This is a genomic window from uncultured Porticoccus sp., from assembly GCF_913061305.1.
Lineage (GTDB): Bacteria > Pseudomonadota > Gammaproteobacteria > Pseudomonadales > Porticoccaceae > Porticoccus.
In genome coordinates, this window is the sequence record NZ_CAJXST010000002.1 from 179,452 (window position 1) to 199,333 (window position 19,882).

The 19,882-nt window shown below is 54.1% G+C and carries 17 protein-coding genes; 14 read left to right on the forward strand and 3 right to left on the reverse strand.

Annotated features, from left to right (window positions below):
• Window positions 1-33: 33 nt before the first annotated feature.
• Complete coding sequence (clpB, locus tag QZ516_RS02945) at window positions 34-2,697, forward strand: ATP-dependent chaperone ClpB (protein WP_297185974.1); 2,664 nt, start codon at window positions 34-36, stop codon at window positions 2,695-2,697.
• A gap of 85 nt (window positions 2,698-2,782) precedes the next feature.
• Here clpB and QZ516_RS02950 read toward each other — a convergent pair whose 3' ends face one another.
• Complete coding sequence (locus tag QZ516_RS02950) at window positions 2,783-3,238, reverse strand: DUF4124 domain-containing protein (protein ID WP_297185976.1); 456 nt, start codon at window positions 3,236-3,238, stop codon at window positions 2,783-2,785.
• A 413-nt stretch (window positions 3,239-3,651) separates the two neighbouring features.
• Between QZ516_RS02950 and QZ516_RS02955 the strand changes: the two genes are divergently transcribed.
• The 13 genes from QZ516_RS02955 to QZ516_RS03015 all read left to right on the forward strand — a co-directional run bounded on the left by QZ516_RS02955 (window position 3,652) and on the right by QZ516_RS03015 (window position 16,561).
• Complete coding sequence (locus tag QZ516_RS02955; protein ID WP_297185979.1) at window positions 3,652-5,391, forward strand: acetolactate synthase 3 large subunit; 1,740 nt, start codon at window positions 3,652-3,654, stop codon at window positions 5,389-5,391.
• Window positions 5,391-5,882, forward strand: coding sequence for an acetolactate synthase small subunit (gene ilvN, locus QZ516_RS02960; RefSeq protein WP_297185982.1), 492 nt, complete (start codon window positions 5,391-5,393; stop codon window positions 5,880-5,882). The genes QZ516_RS02955 and ilvN overlap by 1 nt, the downstream gene beginning before the upstream one ends.
• A gap of 88 nt (window positions 5,883-5,970) precedes the next feature.
• Entirely contained in the window at window positions 5,971-6,987 is a 1,017-nt protein-coding gene (gene ilvC, locus QZ516_RS02965) for a ketol-acid reductoisomerase (protein ID WP_297185985.1), read from the forward strand.
• Between the two features lie 133 nt (window positions 6,988-7,120).
• Window positions 7,121-7,903 carry a CDP-diacylglycerol--serine O-phosphatidyltransferase gene (gene pssA / locus QZ516_RS02970; protein WP_297185988.1) on the forward strand — a complete coding sequence of 261 codons (783 nt, stop codon included), beginning with the start codon at window positions 7,121-7,123 and terminating at the stop codon, window positions 7,901-7,903.
• Between the two features lie 312 nt (window positions 7,904-8,215).
• A complete protein-coding gene (locus tag QZ516_RS02975; RefSeq protein ID WP_297185991.1) occupies window positions 8,216-9,763 on the forward strand; it encodes a 2-isopropylmalate synthase in 1,548 nt (515 codons plus the stop codon).
• A gap of 5 nt (window positions 9,764-9,768) precedes the next feature.
• A complete protein-coding gene (locus QZ516_RS02980; RefSeq protein WP_297185994.1) occupies window positions 9,769-10,449 on the forward strand; it encodes a hypothetical protein in 681 nt (226 codons plus the stop codon).
• On the forward strand, window positions 10,446-10,895 hold the full coding sequence (gene rimI, locus QZ516_RS02985; RefSeq protein WP_297185997.1) for a ribosomal protein S18-alanine N-acetyltransferase: 450 nt from the start codon (window positions 10,446-10,448) through the stop codon (window positions 10,893-10,895). The genes QZ516_RS02980 and rimI overlap by 4 nt, the downstream gene beginning before the upstream one ends.
• 185 nt (window positions 10,896-11,080) lie before the next feature.
• Window positions 11,081-13,423, forward strand: coding sequence for a GGDEF domain-containing phosphodiesterase (locus QZ516_RS02990; RefSeq protein WP_297186000.1), 2,343 nt, complete (start codon window positions 11,081-11,083; stop codon window positions 13,421-13,423).
• 89 nt (window positions 13,424-13,512) lie between these two features.
• The gene (locus QZ516_RS02995) at window positions 13,513-14,454 is read left to right on the forward strand and encodes a DUF523 and DUF1722 domain-containing protein (RefSeq protein ID WP_297186003.1); all 942 of its coding nucleotides are present in this window, start codon (window positions 13,513-13,515) and stop codon (window positions 14,452-14,454) included.
• Between the two features lie 17 nt (window positions 14,455-14,471).
• Window positions 14,472-14,699 carry a hypothetical protein gene (locus QZ516_RS03000; RefSeq protein ID WP_297186004.1) on the forward strand — a complete coding sequence of 76 codons (228 nt, stop codon included), beginning with the start codon at window positions 14,472-14,474 and terminating at the stop codon, window positions 14,697-14,699.
• Complete coding sequence (locus tag QZ516_RS03005; RefSeq protein WP_297186006.1) at window positions 14,699-15,148, forward strand: NfeD family protein; 450 nt, start codon at window positions 14,699-14,701, stop codon at window positions 15,146-15,148. Before QZ516_RS03000 ends, QZ516_RS03005 begins: the two co-directional genes overlap by 1 nt.
• A 58-nt stretch (window positions 15,149-15,206) precedes the next feature.
• Window positions 15,207-16,058: an SPFH domain-containing protein gene (locus QZ516_RS03010; RefSeq protein WP_297186009.1), complete on the forward strand. Its 852-nt coding sequence runs from the start codon at window positions 15,207-15,209 to the stop codon at window positions 16,056-16,058.
• Between the two features lie 95 nt (window positions 16,059-16,153).
• Window positions 16,154-16,561 (forward strand): glycine zipper family protein, encoded by a 408-nt coding sequence (locus tag QZ516_RS03015; RefSeq protein ID WP_297186013.1) that lies wholly within the window; start codon window positions 16,154-16,156, stop codon window positions 16,559-16,561.
• Window positions 16,562-16,591: 30 nt separating this feature from the next.
• Here the strand turns inward: QZ516_RS03015 and QZ516_RS03020 are convergent, their stop codons facing one another.
• Together QZ516_RS03020 and QZ516_RS03025 are read right to left on the reverse strand one after the other, a co-directional pair.
• On the reverse strand, window positions 16,592-17,344 hold the full coding sequence (locus QZ516_RS03020; RefSeq protein WP_297186016.1) for a hypothetical protein: 753 nt from the start codon (window positions 17,342-17,344) through the stop codon (window positions 16,592-16,594).
• Complete coding sequence (locus QZ516_RS03025; RefSeq protein WP_297186019.1) at window positions 17,334-19,754, reverse strand: ATP-binding protein; 2,421 nt, start codon at window positions 19,752-19,754, stop codon at window positions 17,334-17,336. The genes QZ516_RS03020 and QZ516_RS03025 overlap by 11 nt, the downstream gene beginning before the upstream one ends.
• Window positions 19,755-19,882 lie beyond the last annotated feature (128 nt).

Consider the following 19,882-nt stretch of genomic DNA (forward strand, 5'->3'; position numbering starts at 1 on the left):
TATATGTTCTGACAAACATTATTGAGGTTGATTATGCGATTTGACCGTTTTACCAGTCACTTGCAAAGTGCGATATCCGATGCGCAATCGATGGCCGTTGGCCGCGATAACACGGCGCTTGAGCCCGTTCATCTGGTGCTGGCAATGTTGAGTCAGCAGGGTGGTGCCATTGGGCCCATGCTCAGCCAGGCGGGCTTTGATCTTGCCGGGTTGAAAGCTGCGCTCACGCATCAACTGGATCAGTTGCCCCGGGTCCAGACCCCGACGGGCGATATCGCTATTTCTCCCGAGCTGGGACGATTGTTCAACCTGGCGGACAAGCAGGCCCAGCAACAGGGCGATCAATATATTTCCAGCGAGGCAGTGCTGTTGGCGGCTTTCGAGGATAAAGGAGATTTGGGCAAGTCTCTGGCCAAATTTGGCGACAAAAACAAATTGAAAGCGGTGGTGGAAAAAATTCGTGGAGGTGAAGCAGTGACAGACCCGGAAGCTGAAGGCAGCCGTCAGGCATTGGAAAAATATACCATCGATCTCACTGCCCGTGCCGAGCAGGGCAAGCTGGATCCGGTAATTGGCCGGGATGATGAAATTCGCCGCACCATCCAGGTGTTGCAGCGCCGTACCAAGAACAATCCGGTACTGATCGGTGAGCCCGGTGTGGGTAAAACCGCCATTATTGAGGGGCTGGCTCAGCGGGTCGTCAATGGTGAGGTCCCTGAAGGGTTGAAGGACAAGCGTGTGCTGTCCCTCGATCTGGGTGCACTGCTGGCCGGTGCCAAATTTCGCGGTGATTTTGAAGAGCGCCTCAAGGCGGTACTCAATGAGCTTGGCAAGCAGGAGGGCCGGGTCATCCTGTTTATCGACGAGTTGCACACCATGGTGGGTGCGGGTAAAGCCGAGGGGGCCATGGATGCCGGCAATATGCTCAAGCCCGCTCTGGCGCGGGGCGAACTGCACTGCGTCGGTGCCACCACGCTGGATGAATATCGCAAGTACATCGAAAAAGATGCGGCGCTGGAACGGCGTTTTCAGAAAATTCAGGTGGATGAGCCCAACGAAGAGGACACCATTGCCATTCTCCGTGGCCTTAAGGAGCGCTATGAAGTCCACCACGGGGTGGATATCACCGACTCTGCGATTGTCGCCGCCGCCAAATTGTCGCAGCGCTACATCACTGATCGCCAGCTGCCGGACAAGGCCATCGATCTGGTTGATGAAGCCGCCAGCCGAATTCGCATGGAGATCGACTCCAAGCCGGAGGAAATGGATCGCCTCGAGCGCCGCCTGATTCAACTGAAAATGGAGCGCGAGGCCGTCAAGAAGGAAGAGGATGAAGCGTCCCGCAAGCGGCTGGAAAAAATCCAGAAGGATATTGAGTCAATCGGTAAGGAATATGCTGATCTCGACGAGATATGGAAGGCCGAAAAAGCAGCTGTGCAGGGTTCCGCACAGATCAAAAGTGATCTCGAGCAGGCCCGCATTGATATGGATGCCGCCCGGCGTGCCGGTGACCTGACCAAAATGTCAGAACTGCAATATGGCCGGATTCCAGAACTGGAAAAGCAGTTGGCTGCGGCCAGTGAAGCGGAGACCCGCGAGACGCATTTATTGCGCAACAAAGTGACCGAGGAGGAGATTGCCGAGGTGGTTTCCAAATGGACCGGTATCCCGATCTCCAAAATGCTGGAAGGGGAGCGGGACAAGTTGTTGCGTATGGAGGATGCTCTGCACAAACGGGTGATCGGTCAGCAGGAAGCCGTGGTGGCGGTGTCCAATGCGGTGCGCCGTAGTCGGGCCGGGTTGTCAGACCCCAATCGTCCCAACGGTTCGTTCCTGTTTTTAGGCCCCACCGGGGTGGGCAAAACCGAGCTCTGTAAGGCGTTGGCAGAATTTCTGTTCGACAGTGTCGATGCCATGGTGCGCATCGACATGTCGGAATTCATGGAAAAACATTCGGTGGCAAGGCTGGTGGGTGCTCCCCCCGGCTATGTGGGTTACGAGGAAGGTGGCTACCTGACCGAGGCCGTCAGGCGCCGTCCCTATTCGGTACTGCTGCTGGATGAGGTGGAAAAAGCACACCCCGACGTATTCAATATTTTGTTACAGGTGCTGGATGACGGTCGACTGACCGATGGCCAGGGCCGCACGGTAGATTTTCGCAACACCGTGATTGTGATGACTTCCAACCTGGGGTCTGACCGGATTCAGGCGGTGGTGGAGGATCGCTCCTTCGATACCATCAGCTTTGATGAAGGTGCCGGCGATGATCTACCGGACGACTCCACTACCAATGAAAACCGCTATCAGGCCATGAAAAGCGCGGTGATGGATGTGGTGGAAGGCCATTTTCGGCCGGAATTCATCAACCGGATTGATGAAGTGGTGGTGTTTCACCCACTGGGCAAAGGGCAGATTCGGGGTATTGCCGAAATTCAGCTCGGCCTGCTTAGAAAACGTCTACAGGACCGTGAGCTGTCGCTGGTTTTGTCGGATGAGGTCATGGACAAGATCTGTGAAGCGGGTTTTGATCCGGTCTACGGGGCCAGGCCATTGAAAAGGGCGATACAACAATTATTGGAAAATCCTTTGGCCCAATCAGTACTGAGTGGCCAGTTTTCACCAGGGGATGAGATTACTGGGGACCTTGATGGGAGCGATGTCAGGTTTCACCGGACTCAGGGCCGTTCAGCCGACTGAGGGTTGCCTGTTGTCTGCAGGCCATCATGGGTAATCTGCAGCCAGCCCGGATCCGGGCTGGCTGCCACACCCAAGCTCAAATCGATTACTGACAGTTCTCCTGAACCATTGTTCGGGACTTTTCTATCCATTCATTTTGTTCTTCTGTACTGAGATAACGCACTTGATCTGTTTCCGGATCTTTTACTCTCAGCCTGCTGCCCCTTTGCAGGTTTTCAAGGTTTTCTTTGGCTTTAATACAGTTTTCCCTGGCAAGGGCCGCATCTTCAGCGGCTACCTCTTCAGATTTTTTGGTTTTCAGGTCCGGGGTCTTCTCTGATCCGTTGCTTTCAGGTATTTGGTCAGGCGTTGTTGCAGTAACTTCTTTACCCTTGCCGGGCGTGGGTATTTTTATTGTTTCAGCAGATTGCTCTACGGGCGGTTTTTCAGAGAAGTGCCATGCACCATCGGCATCCTGCCACTTGTATACTTTTGCAGCATGCAAAGGGAGACACAGCGTCATTGCCAGCAGAGCGAGAGCGAGGTTATTGATACCTTTCATGTCCGTGAACCTTCCGTAAACCGGTTGAGTGGGATAAACCCGTATTGATTTTTGTTCATCATAGCGGATTTGGTGGTTGCGTGTTGAGTGCAAGGTAGCAGAACCGGGACTATTTCGGGCGCAGATCATAACAACTGCTTGACGAGATGGATCGGAGTAAATAGAGTACTGCGTCTGCGGGCATACTAATTGTCCGCTTACTGGTTCCATACCAATCTGCCAAGTGAGCGTAAACAGCGTTCGCCAGGCGTCCAGACAGGTTTGTTTACCCACAGGCCTGACGCACCGAGTATCACGACCCCGTCGTCGGTAGCGTAATTGCACTTGCAGATCTGTGATGTCACAGCGTTGTGTTTGTTTCACCCTGGCGGAGGAACCGACTTTGTGGCTTGTTGATTTTGAGGATTTGCACAGTGGAACTACTGTCTGGCGGTGAAATAGTCATCCGCGCACTAAAAGATGCCGGCGTTAAATACATCTGGGGTTACCCCGGTGGCGCTGCGCTCCATATCTACGATGCCCTGTTCCAACAAACGGATGTTCAGCATATCCTGGTTCGCCATGAGCAGGCCGCTGTTCATGCGGCAGACGGTCACTCCCGTTCTACCGGGGAGGTAGGTGCCGTGCTGGTCACCTCCGGTCCGGGTGCCACCAACGCGATTACCGGGATCGCTACCGCCTACATGGATTCCATCCCCCTGGTGGTTATCTCCGGTCAGGTGCCGAGAGAGAAAATAGGTGAAGATGCCTTCCAGGAAACGGATATGGTGGGGATTTCCCGCCCTATCGTAAAGCACAGCTTTTTGGTCAAGGATGCCACCGAGATTGCCGGTGTCATTGCCAAGGCATTCTATATCGCTGGCTCGGGCCGACCGGGCCCGGTTGTTGTCGATATCCCGAAGGATGTGACAGACCCCAATCACCGGGTGCCTTACGAGTACCCCGAAAAAGTCAAAATTCGCTCTTATCAGCCCACCAGCAAGGGGCACTCCGGCCAGATCAAGCGGGCCATTAAAACACTGCTGGGGGCCAAGCGTCCGATTATCTACAGCGGTGGCGGGGTGATTCTGGGCGAGGCTTCCTCCCAATTAACGGAGTTGGCGCGGCTGATCGATGCGCCGGTCACCAATACCCTGATGGGGCTGGGTGCTTTTCCCGGCTCAGATCCCCAGTTTGTCGGTATGCTCGGTATGCACGGCACATTTGAAGCCAATACGGCAATGCATCATGCCGATGTGATTCTGGCCGTCGGGGCCCGCTTTGATGACCGGGTAACCAATACAACCGGAAAATTCTGCCCCTCCGCAACCATCATTCATATCGATGTGGACCCCACGTCGATCGCCAAAACCATCAAGGCGGATATTCCCATTGTCGGTGCCTGCGATGTGGTGCTGCAGGAGATGATCGATCAGCTGCAGGACAGTGGCAAGCGGCTGGATGATGAAGCGATGGCAGACTGGTGGAAGCAGATCAATGAATGGCGCGATCGTCACGGTATTTATACCCAGTCCCGCTATGAAGCCAGTGGTGGCACTATTATCAAGCCGCAGGATGTTATCAAGTCGTTGTATCGGGCAACCGGAGGTGACGCCTTTGTTACATCGGATGTGGGGCAACACCAGATGTTCGCAGCCCAGTATTACCTGTTCGACCAGCCGCGCCGCTGGATCAACTCCGGTGGGCTTGGCACCATGGGCTTCGGGTTGCCTGCAGCCATGGGCGTGCAGCTGGCTCACCCCGATGCCATGGTGGCCTGTGTCACCGGAGAGGGCAGCATCCAGATGTGCATTCAAGAGCTGTCCACCTGTACCCAGTACGGGTTGCCGATCAAAATTATCAACCTGAACAACCAGGCGCTGGGCATGGTGCGTCAATGGCAGGATATGCAGTACAGCAGTCGTTACTCTTCCAGCCTCTACGAAGATTCACTGCCGGATTTCATTAAACTGGCTGAGGCCTATGGTCACGTGGGTATCAAGGTCACCCATTTCGATGAGCTGGACGAGAAAATGGAAGAGTGCTTCAGTCTCAAGGACCGTGTGGTGTTTATGGATATTTACGTCGACCGTTCTGAACATGTGTATCCCATGCTGGTGGCGCCGAACGGTTCCATGCGTGATATGTGGCTGAGCAAGACGGAGCGCACCTGATGAGACGCATAATTTCAGTTTTGATGGAAAACGAACCGGGAGCGCTGTCGCGGGTGGTGGGCCTGTTTTCCCAGCGCGGTTATAACATTGATACATTGACGGTGGCCCCCACTGACGACCAGACGTTGTCGCGCCTGACGTTGACGACCCACGGCAATGATCAGGTGATTGAACAGATTACCAAGCATCTCCACAAGTTGATTGATGTGGTCAAGGTGGTGGACCTCACCGAGGGTCCGCATATCGAACGCGAGTTGATGCTTCTCAAGGTGAAGGCTTCCGGTCCGCACCGCGCCGAGATCAAGCGCTGTGTGGACATTTTTCGCGGGCAGATTATCGACGTGAGTACCCATGCTTATACGGTACAGATTGTCGGCAACAGTGATAAACTCGACGCCTTCATTCAGGCGATTGCAGGTGCCGAGATACTTGAAGTCGTTCGCTCCGGCGTATCCGGGTTGTCCCGGGGGGAAAAAGCACTGCGACTTTAAGCCCTTTTACACAGAATGTCAGGGTGGCTGAAAACGACCACTTCGAGTTCTGTATTCTTTCAGATTAATAAATAAGACAGGTGAAAAAATGCAAGTTTATTACGATAAAGACTGTGATTTATCCATCATTCAGGGCATGAAAGTGGCCGTGATCGGTTATGGCTCCCAGGGGCACGCCCATGCTCTGAATCTGAAGGATTCAGGGGTGGATGTCACGGTGGGTCTGCGCCCCGGTTCACCCACTGCGGCCAAGGCGGAAAACGCCGGTCTGGCCGTCAAGAGTGTTCCCGATGCGGTTGCAGCGGCCGATCTGGTGATGATCCTGACACCCGACGAATTCCAGTCCCAGCTTTACAAGAATGAGATCGAACCCAACTTGAAGAAAGGCAGTACGCTGGCATTCGCGCACGGTTTCGCCATTCATTACAACCAGGTTGTCCCACGCAGTGACCTGGATGTGATCATGATTGCGCCGAAGGCGCCCGGTCACACCGTGCGCAACGAGTTTACCAAGGGTGGTGGTATCCCCGATCTGGTGGCAATTTTCCAGGATGCGTCAGGTAAGGCCAAATCCGTGGCATTGTCCTATGCCTGCGGGGTTGGTGGTGGGCGCACCGGTATTATTGAAACAACGTTCAAGGACGAAACTGAAACCGACCTGTTCGGTGAGCAGGCGGTTCTCTGTGGCGGTTGCGTCGAACTGGTCAAGGCGGGCTTTGAAACACTGGTGGAAGCCGGGTACGAGCCTGAGATGGCCTATTTCGAATGTCTGCATGAGCTGAAGCTGATTGTCGATCTCATGTACGAGGGCGGTATCGCCAACATGAACTACTCCATCTCCAATAATGCCGAATACGGTGAGTACGTGACCGGCCCGGAAATTATCAATGAGCAGTCCCGTGCGGCCATGCGCAATGCCCTGAAGCGTATCCAGAATGGTGAATATGCCAAGATGTTTGTTGCGGAGGGTGCTACCAATTATCCGTCCATGACGGCCTACCGTCGCAATAATGCAGCGCATCAGATTGAGCAGGTTGGTGCCGGTCTGCGTGCGATGATGCCCTGGATTGCCGCCAACAAGCTGGTGGACAAAGAGAAAAACTAACGGACCCGTTTCCTCCGTGAAAACCGCGCCCTGGCGCGGTTTTTTTGTTGTAGCCGTCAATTTTTAATAAGATGGTTTTTTCTGTTAAAACAACACACCATACACCACTGACAGTCAATGCTGAGGCGAAAAGATGACGGACAACGAAAAACAGGAAGCGGTCCCTGAGAATACTGCCACCGGGCAGGAAGTGCCGGTCGGCGGCCCTGAGCCAGCACGCCATAGAGGCATCTATTTGCTGCCAAACCTGTTTACTACCGGCGCGCTTTTCAGTGGCTTCTATGCGATTCTGGCGGGGATGGACGGCAAATTTCAGGCGGCCGCCATTGCCATTTTCGTGGCCATGATTTTTGATGGTCTGGACGGACTTATCGCCAGGATGACCAATACGTCCAGCGAATTTGGCGTTCAGTATGACAGTCTGTCCGATATGGTGTCATTTGGTGTGGCTCCCGCCATTGTCGTGTTTAGTTGGATGCTCGATGAGGTGGGCAGAATCGGCTGGGCAGCCGCCTTTATTTATGCGTCCTGTGCGGCGTTTCGTCTGGCACGCTTCAATACCCAGGTAGATCTGGTGGACAAGCGTTATTTCATCGGTATTGCCAGTCCGACAGGGGCGGCCCTGGTGGCAGCCATGGTGTGGAGCGGCTTTGATGCCGAACCATCCACCGAGTTGGCACTGTTGGCCGCGTTGGTCACCGCTGTGGCGGGCCTGCTGATGGTATCAAATCTTCGTTACCGCAGCCTCAAAGGCCTGGACCTGAAAGGCAAGGTACCCTTTGTGGTGATTTTTGGCATTGCCATGGCGCTGGTCATTATTCTGATTGATCCCCCTCGAATCCTGTTCCTGCTTGCTGTGGCGTATTCGCTGTCCGGACCCCTCGAGTGGCTGTGGCATAAAAAAAAGCGGGGATAAATTTGTCTGGTTGAGGAACTGGGGGGAAAGCAGTGGTTGGCAAAAAACTGAAAACCTGATTGAATAAACACAGGGTTTCCAGTCAGTCTTTATGTGACCATGAACATGTATCACACAAGAACAGCGCAGCCACAACGGGGCATTTTACCCCGCTGCGCCGTTACGTCTGTGCTGCTCCTGCCCTGAGGGGCAACGATTCTTTTTCCGGTTTTACTCATTCCTGTTTGCAAATATCTCCCTCCGTGCGGAGAATTCGCGTAATTATTTTGTCCTGTCCCGAAGGAGGGGGCGGACTCTCTGGAGCAGCAAGTCATGGACAAACAACAGTTGATAATTTTCGATACGACCTTGCGCGATGGCGAGCAAAGTCCTGGTGCTTCCATGACCAAGGAGGAAAAACTCCGAGTGGCCAAGGCGCTGGAGAAACTGCGTGTGGATGTTATCGAGGCGGGTTTTGCGGTATCGAGCCAGGGCGACTTTGAAGCCGTCAAATCCATAGCCGACACCATCAAGGATTCGACGGTGTGCAGTTTGGCGCGCACGACCCACGTGGACATTGAGCGTGCGGCAGAGGCGTTAAAAAATGCCCGCTCGGCACGCATTCACACCTTTATTGCGACGTCCCCAATCCATATGAAATATAAATTGCAGATGACGCCTGATCAGGTGGTTGAGCAGGCGGTCTCTGCTGTGAAACTCGCTCGCAACAAGGTCGGTGATGTGGAGTTTTCACTGGAGGATGCCAGTCGTTCTGAATTTGATTTCATGTGTCGTATCATCGAACAGGTGATCAATGCTGGTGCCCGCACGATCAACCTCCCCGATACGGTGGGTTACGGTTTTCCTGCGGAGTACGCCGATACCATTGGCCGCCTGATTGCCACAGTGCCAAATGCAGACAAGGCAGTTTTTTCTGTGCATTGTCACAATGACCTCGGCCTGGCAGTTGCCAACTCCCTCGCCGCCGTTATGCAAGGTGCGAGACAGATCGAATGCACCATTAATGGCCTGGGTGAGCGAGCCGGCAATGCTGCGCTGGAAGAAATTGTCATGGCAGTGCGCACCCGCAAGGATATCTTTCCGGTGGAGACTCGCATTGATACTACGCAGATTGTCACTACCTCTCGCCTGGTATCCAGTATCACCGGATTTCCTGTTCAGCCGAACAAGGCCATCGTCGGTGCGAATGCCTTTGCACACGAGTCGGGTATCCATCAGGACGGTGTGCTGAAGTACCGCGAAACCTACGAAATCATGAAAGCACAGGATGTGGGCTGGAGCACCAACAAAATTGTATTGGGCAAGTTGTCCGGGCGGGCTGCATTTTCCTCAAGGCTGGAAGCGCTCGGTATTCAGTTCGACAGCAAGGCTGTGATGAATGAAGCCTTTCTGCGATTTAAGGAATTGGCGGACAAGAAGCGTGAAATTTACGACGAGGATCTGCAGGCACTGGTTTCCGAGATACAGGTCAAGGAAGATGGCATTGAGCATATTATTTTGGGTGATCTGGCGGTAACGACGAAGACCGGGCAGCTGCCCAACGCGGCGTTAAGTCTGACCTATAAGGGTGAGCATTACCGCACGTCAGCGGATGGCGATGGCCCGGTGGATGCGGTGTTCAAGGCGATCGAAAAGCTGATCAACAGCCAGGCCGAACTCAAATTGTATCTGGTGAACGCTGTTACCGAGGGAACCGACTCCCAGGGCGAAGTCACTGTGAGGCTGGAAAAAGGGGGGCGTATCGTCAATGGACAGGGGGCCGATACCGATATTCTGGTGGCCAGTGCCAGAGCTTACCTGAATGCACTCAGTGTGCTGGAGAATCCCGATCGACTGCACCCGCAGTTGGGTGGGGTATAGCGTTGATGCCTGTATCCCGGGATCTTCGTGACTGGTATCTCAGCACCTTGGGTGTTGTGCAATATCGACCCAGGGATTCGGAGCCCGTTGCGCTGGATTTTCATCCGGACACTGTCGCAGAAGTGGCAAATACTGTCCCGTCTGAGGTTGTTGTTGCGCTGCCAGAGAACTCCGAATTGCCGGGGGCCGAAGACAAACCGGCTGATTTGCATGAGGAGCAGATCGGCAGTTTCCGGCTGGCTTGCTGGCAACCCAGCGATGACTTGCTGGTTATTAACGGGTTGGCGCCGGGCAGCGTACCTCTGCAGGAGGAATCCGGTCTGCTTGCCAATATAATGTGGGCAATTGGCCGTCTCGGCGACGGACTTTCATCTCCCCAGCTGATTGACTGGCCCCCTTCGGCGGCAGATCAAACCGACAGGTCGGGCGCAGAGGAGATGCTGTCAGTGTTCGTGGAAGCCCGTGTCAAAAAGCAGGGCGTGCTTTGGGTCTTGCTGATGGGTGAATTGCCTGCGGCGCTGTTGCTGCCCTCAAAGTCAGCCTACCCGTCATCCGTGGGCCGGATGGAGGAATTACCCGGCGGTGCCCGGGCTATCGTCACCCCGAGCCTGCAGGAGCTACTCAATGCTGCCGAGCTTAAAGGCGATACCTGGCGAGCCATTCGGGTGATGAGCCCGCAACCATGACCCCCCTGTTTCGCAATATGCTGGCCGCTGACCTGCCGTTGATCGCGGCCCTTGAGCAACAGGTGACGCCCCATCCCTGGCGTGAATCCCAGTTCAGGGAGAGCCTCGATAAACACCAGTGTCTGACCATGACCCTGCAGGACCAGTTGGTGGGTTATGCCGTTTATACGATTGTGCTCGGCGAAGCAGAGATTCTGAATATTGCGATAGGGCGGGATTACCAGGGCCGGGGTTACGGCCGACAATTGCTCAACCACCTGATTGACCTGATGACTGACCGGGCTGAACGATTGTTTCTCGAGGTTCGTGCTACGAATGAGCCGGCTGTGACGCTGTATCAGGACGTGGGTCTGGTGGAAATCTGCCTGCGCAGAAACTATTACCAGAACGATGCCGGTCAGGAAGATGCCATTGTCATGGCGATGGATTTCACCAGTTTTCAGTGAGTGTCAGTCCCCGTTAAATGTCTAATCTGTTACCTGGTTCCCTTTAAAATTGTGAACTGGTTCACATAATCGGCATTATCAGTGCCGTTTTATGCCCGTTCGTCGCCAATTTTCTTACTTGCGATCCTCTCTCTGCTGCAGACTCCTTAAAATAATCATGTCGATTGATAAGGAAGTGGTCTGTTATGGAAACGATGGCAAATGAGGCGGTACAAGCTGCCAAATTTGAAGTGGCTAAGCTGCTGTTGGAGAGACTCCCGTTCTTCCTGGTGGTCACCTCTGGATTTTGTCTGATACAGATTTTCGCCTGGGGTGGATTTTCAATCTATTGGCCGGCTGGACTGTGGGTCCTCTACAGCCTGGGAGTCATTGTGCCCGGTTGGTTGCTCATCCGAAGATTGTCTGTGACGTATGCGGTGGTTGGGATCAACCAGAAACTGGTTGAAGACATCAACAATCTGGCCATTGTCCTGGCTTTCATGACGGGGCTGATCTGGGCCTTTGACAGTTTTGTTCAGTTTTATCTCAGGGAAGCAAATCAATGGCTGTATGTGTCCACGTTAGCGGCTATCGCCGTGATCAGCGCAGGCCTGCTCAGCTATAACCTCAAAGCTGCCCTGCTCGGGGCGGTAGTTATATTGCTGCCCTTGCTGATCGAGGTCTCAATCGCGGGCAGTGGGGCCAATCTGTACTTTATGTGTTTTGTAGCAGGTACCGTTGCCGTACTGTATTTTGGATTGCGCCATCAACAGCGGACTCTGGAAAAAAACATCGCGCTTCGAAGCGAGGCTGAGGCGGCGCTAAAACAGCAGGAAGCGGCCAGCTACCTGCTTGAGCAGCACTGGCAAAATGCCCCGCTACCGGCCATTCAGTGGGATCGGCAGCAGCGGATAACCGGCTGGAATCTCAGTGCTGAAAAGCTGTTCGGTTATCCCGTGGCAGAGGTGTTGGGTCGTCAGGGAGATTTTCTGGTGCCCCCGGGATTGCGGGATTCGTTTCGCGATATGTGGCAGGCCCTGATGCGAAAGGACGAGCAGGGTTATTACACGGTTCACGATGTCCTCGACAGGAACGGACAGATAAAAATATGCGAGTGGCATAATACGCCGCTGACAAAAGACGGCAAGCTGATCGGTGTTGCCTCCTTCATCAAGGACGTGACCTCGCAGATTGAGGATCGGGAAACCATCAAACGGCAGGCGACCTACGATAACCTGACCGCACTGCCGAATCGCAGCTGCATGATGAGTGAACTGGGCGCCGCAATCTCACGGTCCCAGCGAAACAATCAATTCGGCGCTGTTATTTTTCTCGATCTCGATAATTTCAAGGATATCAATGACACCCAGGGGCATCATGTGGGTGACATGGTGTTGCAGTTTTTTGCCGAGTTATTGCGGCAGGCCGTTCGCAAGGAAGATGTGGTCGCCCGCTTTGGCGGTGATGAGTTTGTGGTGCTGGTACAGGATCTTGGCACAAAAGCGACCAAGGCAAGGGCCAGAGTGCTTTCCATTGCCGATAAAATCATGGAACTGGGTAAAACGGTCTGCAAGCAGCGGGGGCTGGAATACGAGATCGAAGTCAGTGGCGGTATCGTGCTGTTTCAGGGTGATCGCTACTCGCCAAATGATCTGTTGAAGCAGGCCGACCTGGCGATGTATCGGGTGAAAAACTTTGGGCGCAAAGGGTTCAGTTTCTATGACGATTCTCTCGCGGTCGAGGCGGAATACCGGGTTAGCCTGATTCGCGAGCTGCGTCAGGGTGTTGAAAACAAGGAATTTGATTTGCACTTTCAGCCCATCGTCAATGCCGGTGGCGACATTGTATTTGCTGAATCACTGCTTCGCTGGAACCGACCCTCACAGCGTATTGTGGCGGCCAGTGAATTTATTGAATTCATGGCGACGTTGCCGATGATGAACGAAGTGGGCCTGTGGATTTTTGAAAGTGCTTGCGCCAATCTCCGGCAATGGATTGATGAAGGGCTTTGGTCAAATGACGGGGTGTTATTCGTGAATATCAGTCCAAAGCAGTTGGAGAATGAGCACTTTTCTGCCGATATAAGGAAGCTGATCAGTCAATATGCTATTGATCCTCACCAGCTGGTACTGGAGATTACCGAGGAAAGCCTGATTCATAACCTTGATGAGGTCGAGGGTCAGCTCCAGGATTTACTGGACCTTGGTTTGCGGATTGCACTGGATGATTTTGGCACCGGCTATTCCTCGCTGGCGATGTTACAGAAGTTGCCAGTGCACTTTGTCAAACTGGACCGGAGCTTTATTAACGATCTGGCTTCCTCGGAGAACACCTATTCCATTGTTAAAGCGGTTATCAAACTCTGTCAGATCATGTCCCTCGATGTGATCGCCGAAGGGGTTGAGACAGAAGAACAATACCGTATTCTCGCCGATCTGGGCTGTGACTACTTCCAGGGTTACTATTTCAGCAAACCTGTGGAGGCCGGGCAATTCAGGTCGCTGGTCCGGTCTGCATCAGAGGATGTCCTGTCGCGGCTGGTTAACTAGATTGGCCAACACATCAACTGTAGCGGTAAAGCGTGCACTGAATGACCGGGAACCGGTATAGTCACAGAGCATTTTTTACGAGGTGAACTGTGGACAAAATTCCGGTGGGAATCAGTGCCTGCCTGATGGGCGATGAGGTGCGCTATAACGGTGGCCATAAGCGGGATGCCTATATCAATGGGACTCTGGCGGGCCACTTCAGTTTTCATCGATTCTGTCCGGAAGTCGGTATTGGTCTCGGTGTGCCCAGGCCTACGCTAAGGCTGATTGCCACAGATAATGCCGTCAGGGCCGTGCGCACAGAGGACCAGGCGTTCGATGTCACCGAGCAGCTGGTGAGCTACAGTCGGGAACAGTTTGCCGAGATCAGTCAATTATCCGGACTGATTCTAAAGCGGGATTCGCCAAGCTGCGGTATGGCCAGAGTCAAAGTGTATGGCACAGCCGGGGCCAGGCCAGAGGGTCGCGGAGTGTTTGCCCGCACGGTGATGGACCAGTTTCCCTGTTTGCCGGTTGAGGAAGAGGGCCGGTTGGGGGACCCGGGGTTGCGGGAAAACTTTATTCAGCGGGTGTTTATCTATCATCGCTGGCGAGCTGACTATTTTCCGGTGCTCAGTGTGCAGAAACTCACGGATTTCCATGCCCGACACAAGCTGATCTTCATGAGTCACGACCAGAATCAGTGCCGGGAACTGGGTCGTATCGCGGCGCTTGCCCGCCCTGATACCCTGAACGCGGTTGCCGCAGAGTACCTGTCACTGGCCATGACCAATCTGAAAAAAATCGCCACGCGTAAAAATCATTTGAATGTCCTTCAGCATATTCAGGGATATTTAAAAAAACAGCTTGATGCCGCAGACAAACAGGAGCTGATTGAAATATTCGAACGCTTCGAACGAGGTGAGCTGCCATTGATCGTGCCTGTTACACTCCTGCAGCACCATTTTCGAAAATCCCCGGACGACTATATCAACCGGTCCTGGTACCTGAACCCCTACCCGGCAGAATTGCGCCTGATGAATCTGCTATAAAATCGGGAAGTATGATCATGAGCGACAGCAAATCACCAAAAATTCCCTATCGCCTGATTCTGCTGGATCTGGTGGGTGCCGTGCTGGCGGCGATGGGGATCCTGCAGCTGATTGAGGGGGGCGGTGTTGCCGCCTGGATCATGACAGTTGTGGGTTTTCTGTTGATGATGCCTCTGGTACTGGCGATTTTTCGTTTGCTGGCATCCCCGGGATCCAAACAGAATCACCATCGAGGAGATCGTTAATGGAGATTGTCTACTGGCACTGGCTGGTGTTGGGTATTCTGCTGGTGATACTGGAGATCGTCGTACCCAGTTTCACCATCCTCTGGTTTGGTCTCGGCGCGGTCGTGGTGGGTGTGCTGTTGTGGCTGGTGCCGCAGTTGCCGATTGTGGGTCAGCTGTTGGTCTGGATTCTAGCTTCGGGCGGTTTCGCGCTGTTCTGGTTTAAATACCTGAAACCGCGAATGGTGGATAAAACCCTGGCCGGACTCTCCAGAGAGGCCGCCATTGGCGAGTCGGGCCGGGTCATAAAACTGCCGGTTGAGCACGGCCGGGGGGTGGTACGTTTTACCACACCGCTGCTCGGTGCCGATGAATGGGAGTTTATCTGCGACCAGACGTTATCCCTGGGTGACCGGGTGTTCGTCAAGGAGTTTTCCGGTAATACTCTGGTGGTGGTGAAGCTCGATTGAATAACTGACCGGAATCGACCGGTTTGTGGAACGTTAACTGTTTTCCGGAGTGAGTGGCATGGGTGGCACAGTTGTTGTTTTGGCAGTTCTGGTACTGCTGGTTATTACCGTTGGGCTGGGTGTCCGGATTGTGCCCCAGGGGAGCAAGCATGTGGTTCAGCGGCTTGGCAAGTTTCACAAAATACTGCCACCGGGACTGAATATCATTATTCCCTATATCGATACCGTGGCCCATCGGGTTTCCACCAAAGATATCGTACTGGACATCCCCTCGCAGGAAGTGATCACCAAGGATAACGTGGTGATCGTCGCCAATGCCGTGGCCTATATCAATATCGTGGCACCGGAAAAGGCCGTCTACGGGGTCGAGGACTATGAGTTGGCGATTCGCAACCTGGTTCAGACGTCCCTGCGTTCCATTATCGGTGAGATGGATCTGGATGATGCGCTTTCCTCCAGAGACCAGATCAAGGCCAAGTTGAAAACCTCCATATCCGACGATATTTCCGACTGGGGTATTGTGATGAAAACGGTGGAAATTCAGGACATCAATCCCTCCGGAACCATGCAGCAGGCCATGGAAGAGCAGGCCGCTGCCGAGCGCCAGCGCCGTGCCACCGTGACCCGCGCCGACGGCGAGAAAACGGCGGCCATTCTCGAAGCCGAGGGTCGGCTGGAGGCGTCTCGACGGGATGCCGAGGCCAAGGTCGTACTGGCAACAGCTACCCAGGAAGCGATCGAAAAAGTGACCGCAGGTATTCAGGACAAAGAATTGCCAGCGGTTTATTTGCTGGGTGAAAAATACGTTGAGGCGATGCGTGAGCTGGCCGTCTCAGAGAATGCCAAGCTGGTGCTGTTGCCGGGTGATATTCCCGCTGCGGTCAGGGGGTTGATGAGTACGACCAAATAGCCCGTCTGTGTAAAGGATTTCTGTCAACCGATTCTGTGCAAAAACGTTTTGTATGAATAAGGTTCGAACCTCTGCCATAGGAGCTGACGGGAGAAATGACTTTGGAGAACAGGACATTGATGTTGCGACTACCACTCATTTTACTGTTGTCCGTCATAGCAGCGGGCTGTAGCAGTCAGCGCCAATCCGGTTACGGCGCATCGGACGGTATTATTATCGATACCCAGGGCGTAGACATGTCCTATTACCGCGCGGACCTTGACAACTGCCAGCGCTATGCTGCCGAGGTGCCTGTGGCGGAGCGAACGGCAACCTCCGCAGCAGGTGGTGCGGTGGTCGGCGGTGTTGTCGGGGCCATCGTCGGTGATTCCGGCACAGCCAAGAAAGGGGCCGGTGTCGGAGCCGTCACCGGTGCTATCAAGGGTGTGTCCTCCGGTAGCGCCGAACGTAAACGCGTGGTCAAGAACTGTCTGCGGGGCCGCGGTTATAGGGTACTGAATTAGCTGCCAGGATTTATTGATGTGGCGGATCCGTCAGGCAATCAGCATCAAGGGGTAAGGCAGTAAATCGGGCAGGTCGGCCAACTCCGTGGCCGACAGCTTTTCGAAGTTCATTTTTGACATCATGATCAGTGATCCTGCCGGTAGCCGCAGGTAGGGTAAATGTCCCGGATGAATGGATTTAACCCGCTGAAAATGCACTCTCACACCATCAACCGGCAGTTGGTCAGCAATCTCTGTGGGCAGCGCTGTTTCGCTCAACAGGGTGACATCCGATACCATCCCATTGACCGCTAGCCGTCTCACTACCTCCAGTGCCCGATGAAATTGTGGGGACGCATCGTAAATCAGCACCAGTGGTTGGCTGGCTCGCGAGGATAGTCTTCGCGGGCGAGGTCTGGCCGAAGTACGGATCCGCCCCGGAAAAAAAATATCGTACCCCTCGTGGGATAATGCGCACGGCGCCAGCATCCCGCTCTCAATATGGAAGGTACAGGTCACCTGCTGTTGTGAAGATAACTGCTCCAGTAGTCGCTGTGCTCTGGATGACGCCATTTTGCTGGACCTGATCATGGCGTCTCTACCCAGCAACCGCTCCTCGCCCGAAAGTCTGGAAATTTCTCGGGCAAAGGGCAACCCCGCCGCGGCCAGCAATCGACTGTCCTCGATATACAGGCCGGCGAGCGATGCGTTGAGCCATCTCGCCATGGTCACCAGTGACAACAGGCCAGCTTCGGTGACACTCAGCGCGTCCAGTGCGATTAAAATTCTGCGCTCAGTCTGCACGGTCATTACCCGGCGTATTATCGACTGAAAATTTTCGGGCGACTTGTATCCACGTTTCAATCTTTGCCGTCACCTTGCCGTTCACGGAGTCAGCCGGATACTCATCCTGCTCATTGGGTTCACCCGCGGGCAGTCCCGTGAGTAGCGTGAGGGCCTCATCAATCGTGGAGATGGCATAGATATGAAAGGCGCCCCGTTTAACGGCATCAATCACGCGTTGTTCCAGCATCAGGTGCTGGGTATTGGCAGCGGGCATCACCACCCCCTGATCGCCGGTCAGCCCGCGGGCGTTGCAGATATCGTAAAAGCCCTCGATTTTCTGATTGATGCCGCCAATCGCCTGAACCTGCCCATGTTGATTGATGGACCCGGTGACGGCGAGGGATTGCCTGATCGGGATGTCGGCTATTGCCGAGAGCAACACGGTGATTTCTGCCACAGAGGCGCTGTCGCCTTCAATCCCGCCATAGGATTGTTCAAAGACCAGGCTGGCGGTGACCGGTAGCGGTCGATCCCTGGCGTAGCGATTGGCGATAAAGGCAGAGAGAATTAACACGGCTTTTGAGTGAATATTGCCGCCCAGTTTTACCTCGCGCTCGATATCCAGTACTTTGCCGTGTCCGAGCCGTGCCTGGGCAGTAATGCGGGTGGGACGGCCAAATGCGTACTCACCGAGCTGGTAGACGGAGAGCCCGTTGATCTGGGCCACGTGTTCGCCGCAGGTGTCCACCAACTGTATTTCCCTGAGGATGCTCTCATGGACCCGCTCCCTGAATTGGTCCATCCGCCTCGAGGCCGCCTCGATTGCGGCCTGGACATGCACGATACTAATCAGTTCTGCATTGGCCTGCCCGGCAAAATAGTCACTCTCACAGAGCAGGTCCGTCAGGAGGTTGAGATGCAGGGGTAGTTTCTGAGCGTCCTCAAGCAGACGGGAGCCCTGCTCAATCACACGCGCCACGGCGCTCTGGTCGAGTGGTCGAATTCCCTTGCGGTGTTGCAGTGAGGCGATCAGTCGGGCGTAACCCAGGGTATTGGCATCGGTGCGGGGCAATTCTTCAGACAGGTCGGCGGGGACCTTAAAGAGCAGGTTAAAATCCGGATCGTATGCCTGCAGCAGGTAGTAGACGGTTCTGTCGCCCAGCAGGATAACCTTGATGTCCAGTGGTACCGGTTCCGGTTCAAGGGATTTGGTGCTCACCAGACTGAGTAACTGGTCGATCGACTCGATCCGTGCTTCCCGGGACTGTAGTGCGCGTTTGAGGGCATCCCAGGCAAAGGGGTTGGTGAGGACCTTAACGGCATCCAGTAGCAGATAGCCCCCGTTGGCGCGGTGTAGCGCACCGCCTTTTATTAGTGTGAAATCGGTGGTCAGAGTACCGTATTGCGCTTCGTGCTCGACCCGGCCCAGCAGGTTGATCAGGGAGGGGTTGTTTTCATAGACAATAGGCGCCGTGCAGGCCCCGCTGTTATCCACCAACACATTGACCCGGTACATCGGGAATTCGTGTACCCGGTTTTTCAGGTTTTCCGGGACACTGGAATGTTCTTCCTCTTCACGGAATGCATCCACATTTTCAATCACATCCTGTTTCACCAGAGCGAGGAACTCGACCACATCGGGGTAATCGGCGTAGCGGTTCTGTAGGTCCCTGAATATCTGGCCCACCGCATTCTGGACGATGGCCTGATTCAGTTTTTTGAACTGCTCCCGGCTCTCCTTCACCCACATAGGCATTTTTTGAACAAGCTCTTTCAGTTCTTCCTTGAGCTCGTTAATTTTCTGTTCGATGGAAGTCTTTTTATCGTCGCTCAAGCCTTCAAACTCTTCCGAAGTAATGATTTTGTCATTGATCAGCGGCGCGAGGGTATAGCCAGTAGGTGTCTCGAGCATGGAAATATTCCGTGCTTTCGCTTTTTCTTTTAACGCTGAAAAGGCCTGTTGTTCCTGGTCGTTGAAGGCATCGCTAATGTCGTTAAGCCTGGCTTTGTATTCCGCGCTTTGAAACACACCGGGAATGGTCACCAGCAAATCTTCAATGCACTGTTCCATATCCTTGCGCAACTGTTGCGCCAGACCACAGGGCAGCTTTAACACTTTGGGCTGATGGGGCGCGCTGAAGTTATTGACGTAGCACCAATCGCTCGGCTTTGGCCGGTCAAATGCCTGCTGGTGCAAAAAATCCTGCAACATCTCGTGTTTGCCCATGCCGGAAGAGCCCAGCACGTAGATGTTGTAACCTTCGTGGCGAATCCCCAGCCCGAAGCGCAGGGCATCGAGGGCGCGATCCTGACCGTAGTAATTGTCGAGATGCTCGAGTTCGGTGGTATCACCGAAGGGCAGGGTTGCCGGATCACAGTGCCGGTAGAGACGGTCGGCGGGTAAAGGCAATGGCTGTTTGTTATTCACTGATCACTCTCTGATACGTCAAATCGGGTGGGAAAAAAGACGGCTTCACGCTGGATGAGCCGGTTTTACTATCAGTTTAGTGTCCGGATGCACCGTTGACCATATTGGCTCAGGACCGGGTTGTGCCG

Bases quoted from the DNA above. Each gene is read 5' to 3' on its own strand.
- clpB (WP_297185974.1), top strand. From the start codon at position 34: ATGCGATTTGACCGTTTTACCAGTCACTTGCAAAGTGCGATATCCGAT.
- QZ516_RS02950 (WP_297185976.1), bottom strand. From the start codon at position 3,238: ATGAAAGGTATCAATAACCTCGCTCTCGCTCTGCTGGCAATGACGCTG.
- ilvN (WP_297185982.1), top strand. From the start codon at position 5,391: ATGAGACGCATAATTTCAGTTTTGATGGAAAACGAACCGGGAGCGCTG.
- ilvC (WP_297185985.1), top strand. From the start codon at position 5,971: ATGCAAGTTTATTACGATAAAGACTGTGATTTATCCATCATTCAGGGC.
- pssA (WP_297185988.1), top strand. From the start codon at position 7,121: ATGACGGACAACGAAAAACAGGAAGCGGTCCCTGAGAATACTGCCACC.
- QZ516_RS02975 (WP_297185991.1), top strand. From the start codon at position 8,216: ATGGACAAACAACAGTTGATAATTTTCGATACGACCTTGCGCGATGGC.
- QZ516_RS02980 (WP_297185994.1), top strand. From the start codon at position 9,769: ATGCCTGTATCCCGGGATCTTCGTGACTGGTATCTCAGCACCTTGGGT.
- rimI (WP_297185997.1), top strand. From the start codon at position 10,446: ATGACCCCCCTGTTTCGCAATATGCTGGCCGCTGACCTGCCGTTGATC.
- QZ516_RS02990 (WP_297186000.1), top strand. From the start codon at position 11,081: ATGGAAACGATGGCAAATGAGGCGGTACAAGCTGCCAAATTTGAAGTG.
- QZ516_RS03000 (WP_297186004.1), top strand. From the start codon at position 14,472: ATGAGCGACAGCAAATCACCAAAAATTCCCTATCGCCTGATTCTGCTG.
- QZ516_RS03005 (WP_297186006.1), top strand. From the start codon at position 14,699: ATGGAGATTGTCTACTGGCACTGGCTGGTGTTGGGTATTCTGCTGGTG.
- QZ516_RS03010 (WP_297186009.1), top strand. From the start codon at position 15,207: ATGGGTGGCACAGTTGTTGTTTTGGCAGTTCTGGTACTGCTGGTTATT.
- QZ516_RS03015 (WP_297186013.1), top strand. From the start codon at position 16,154: ATGACTTTGGAGAACAGGACATTGATGTTGCGACTACCACTCATTTTA.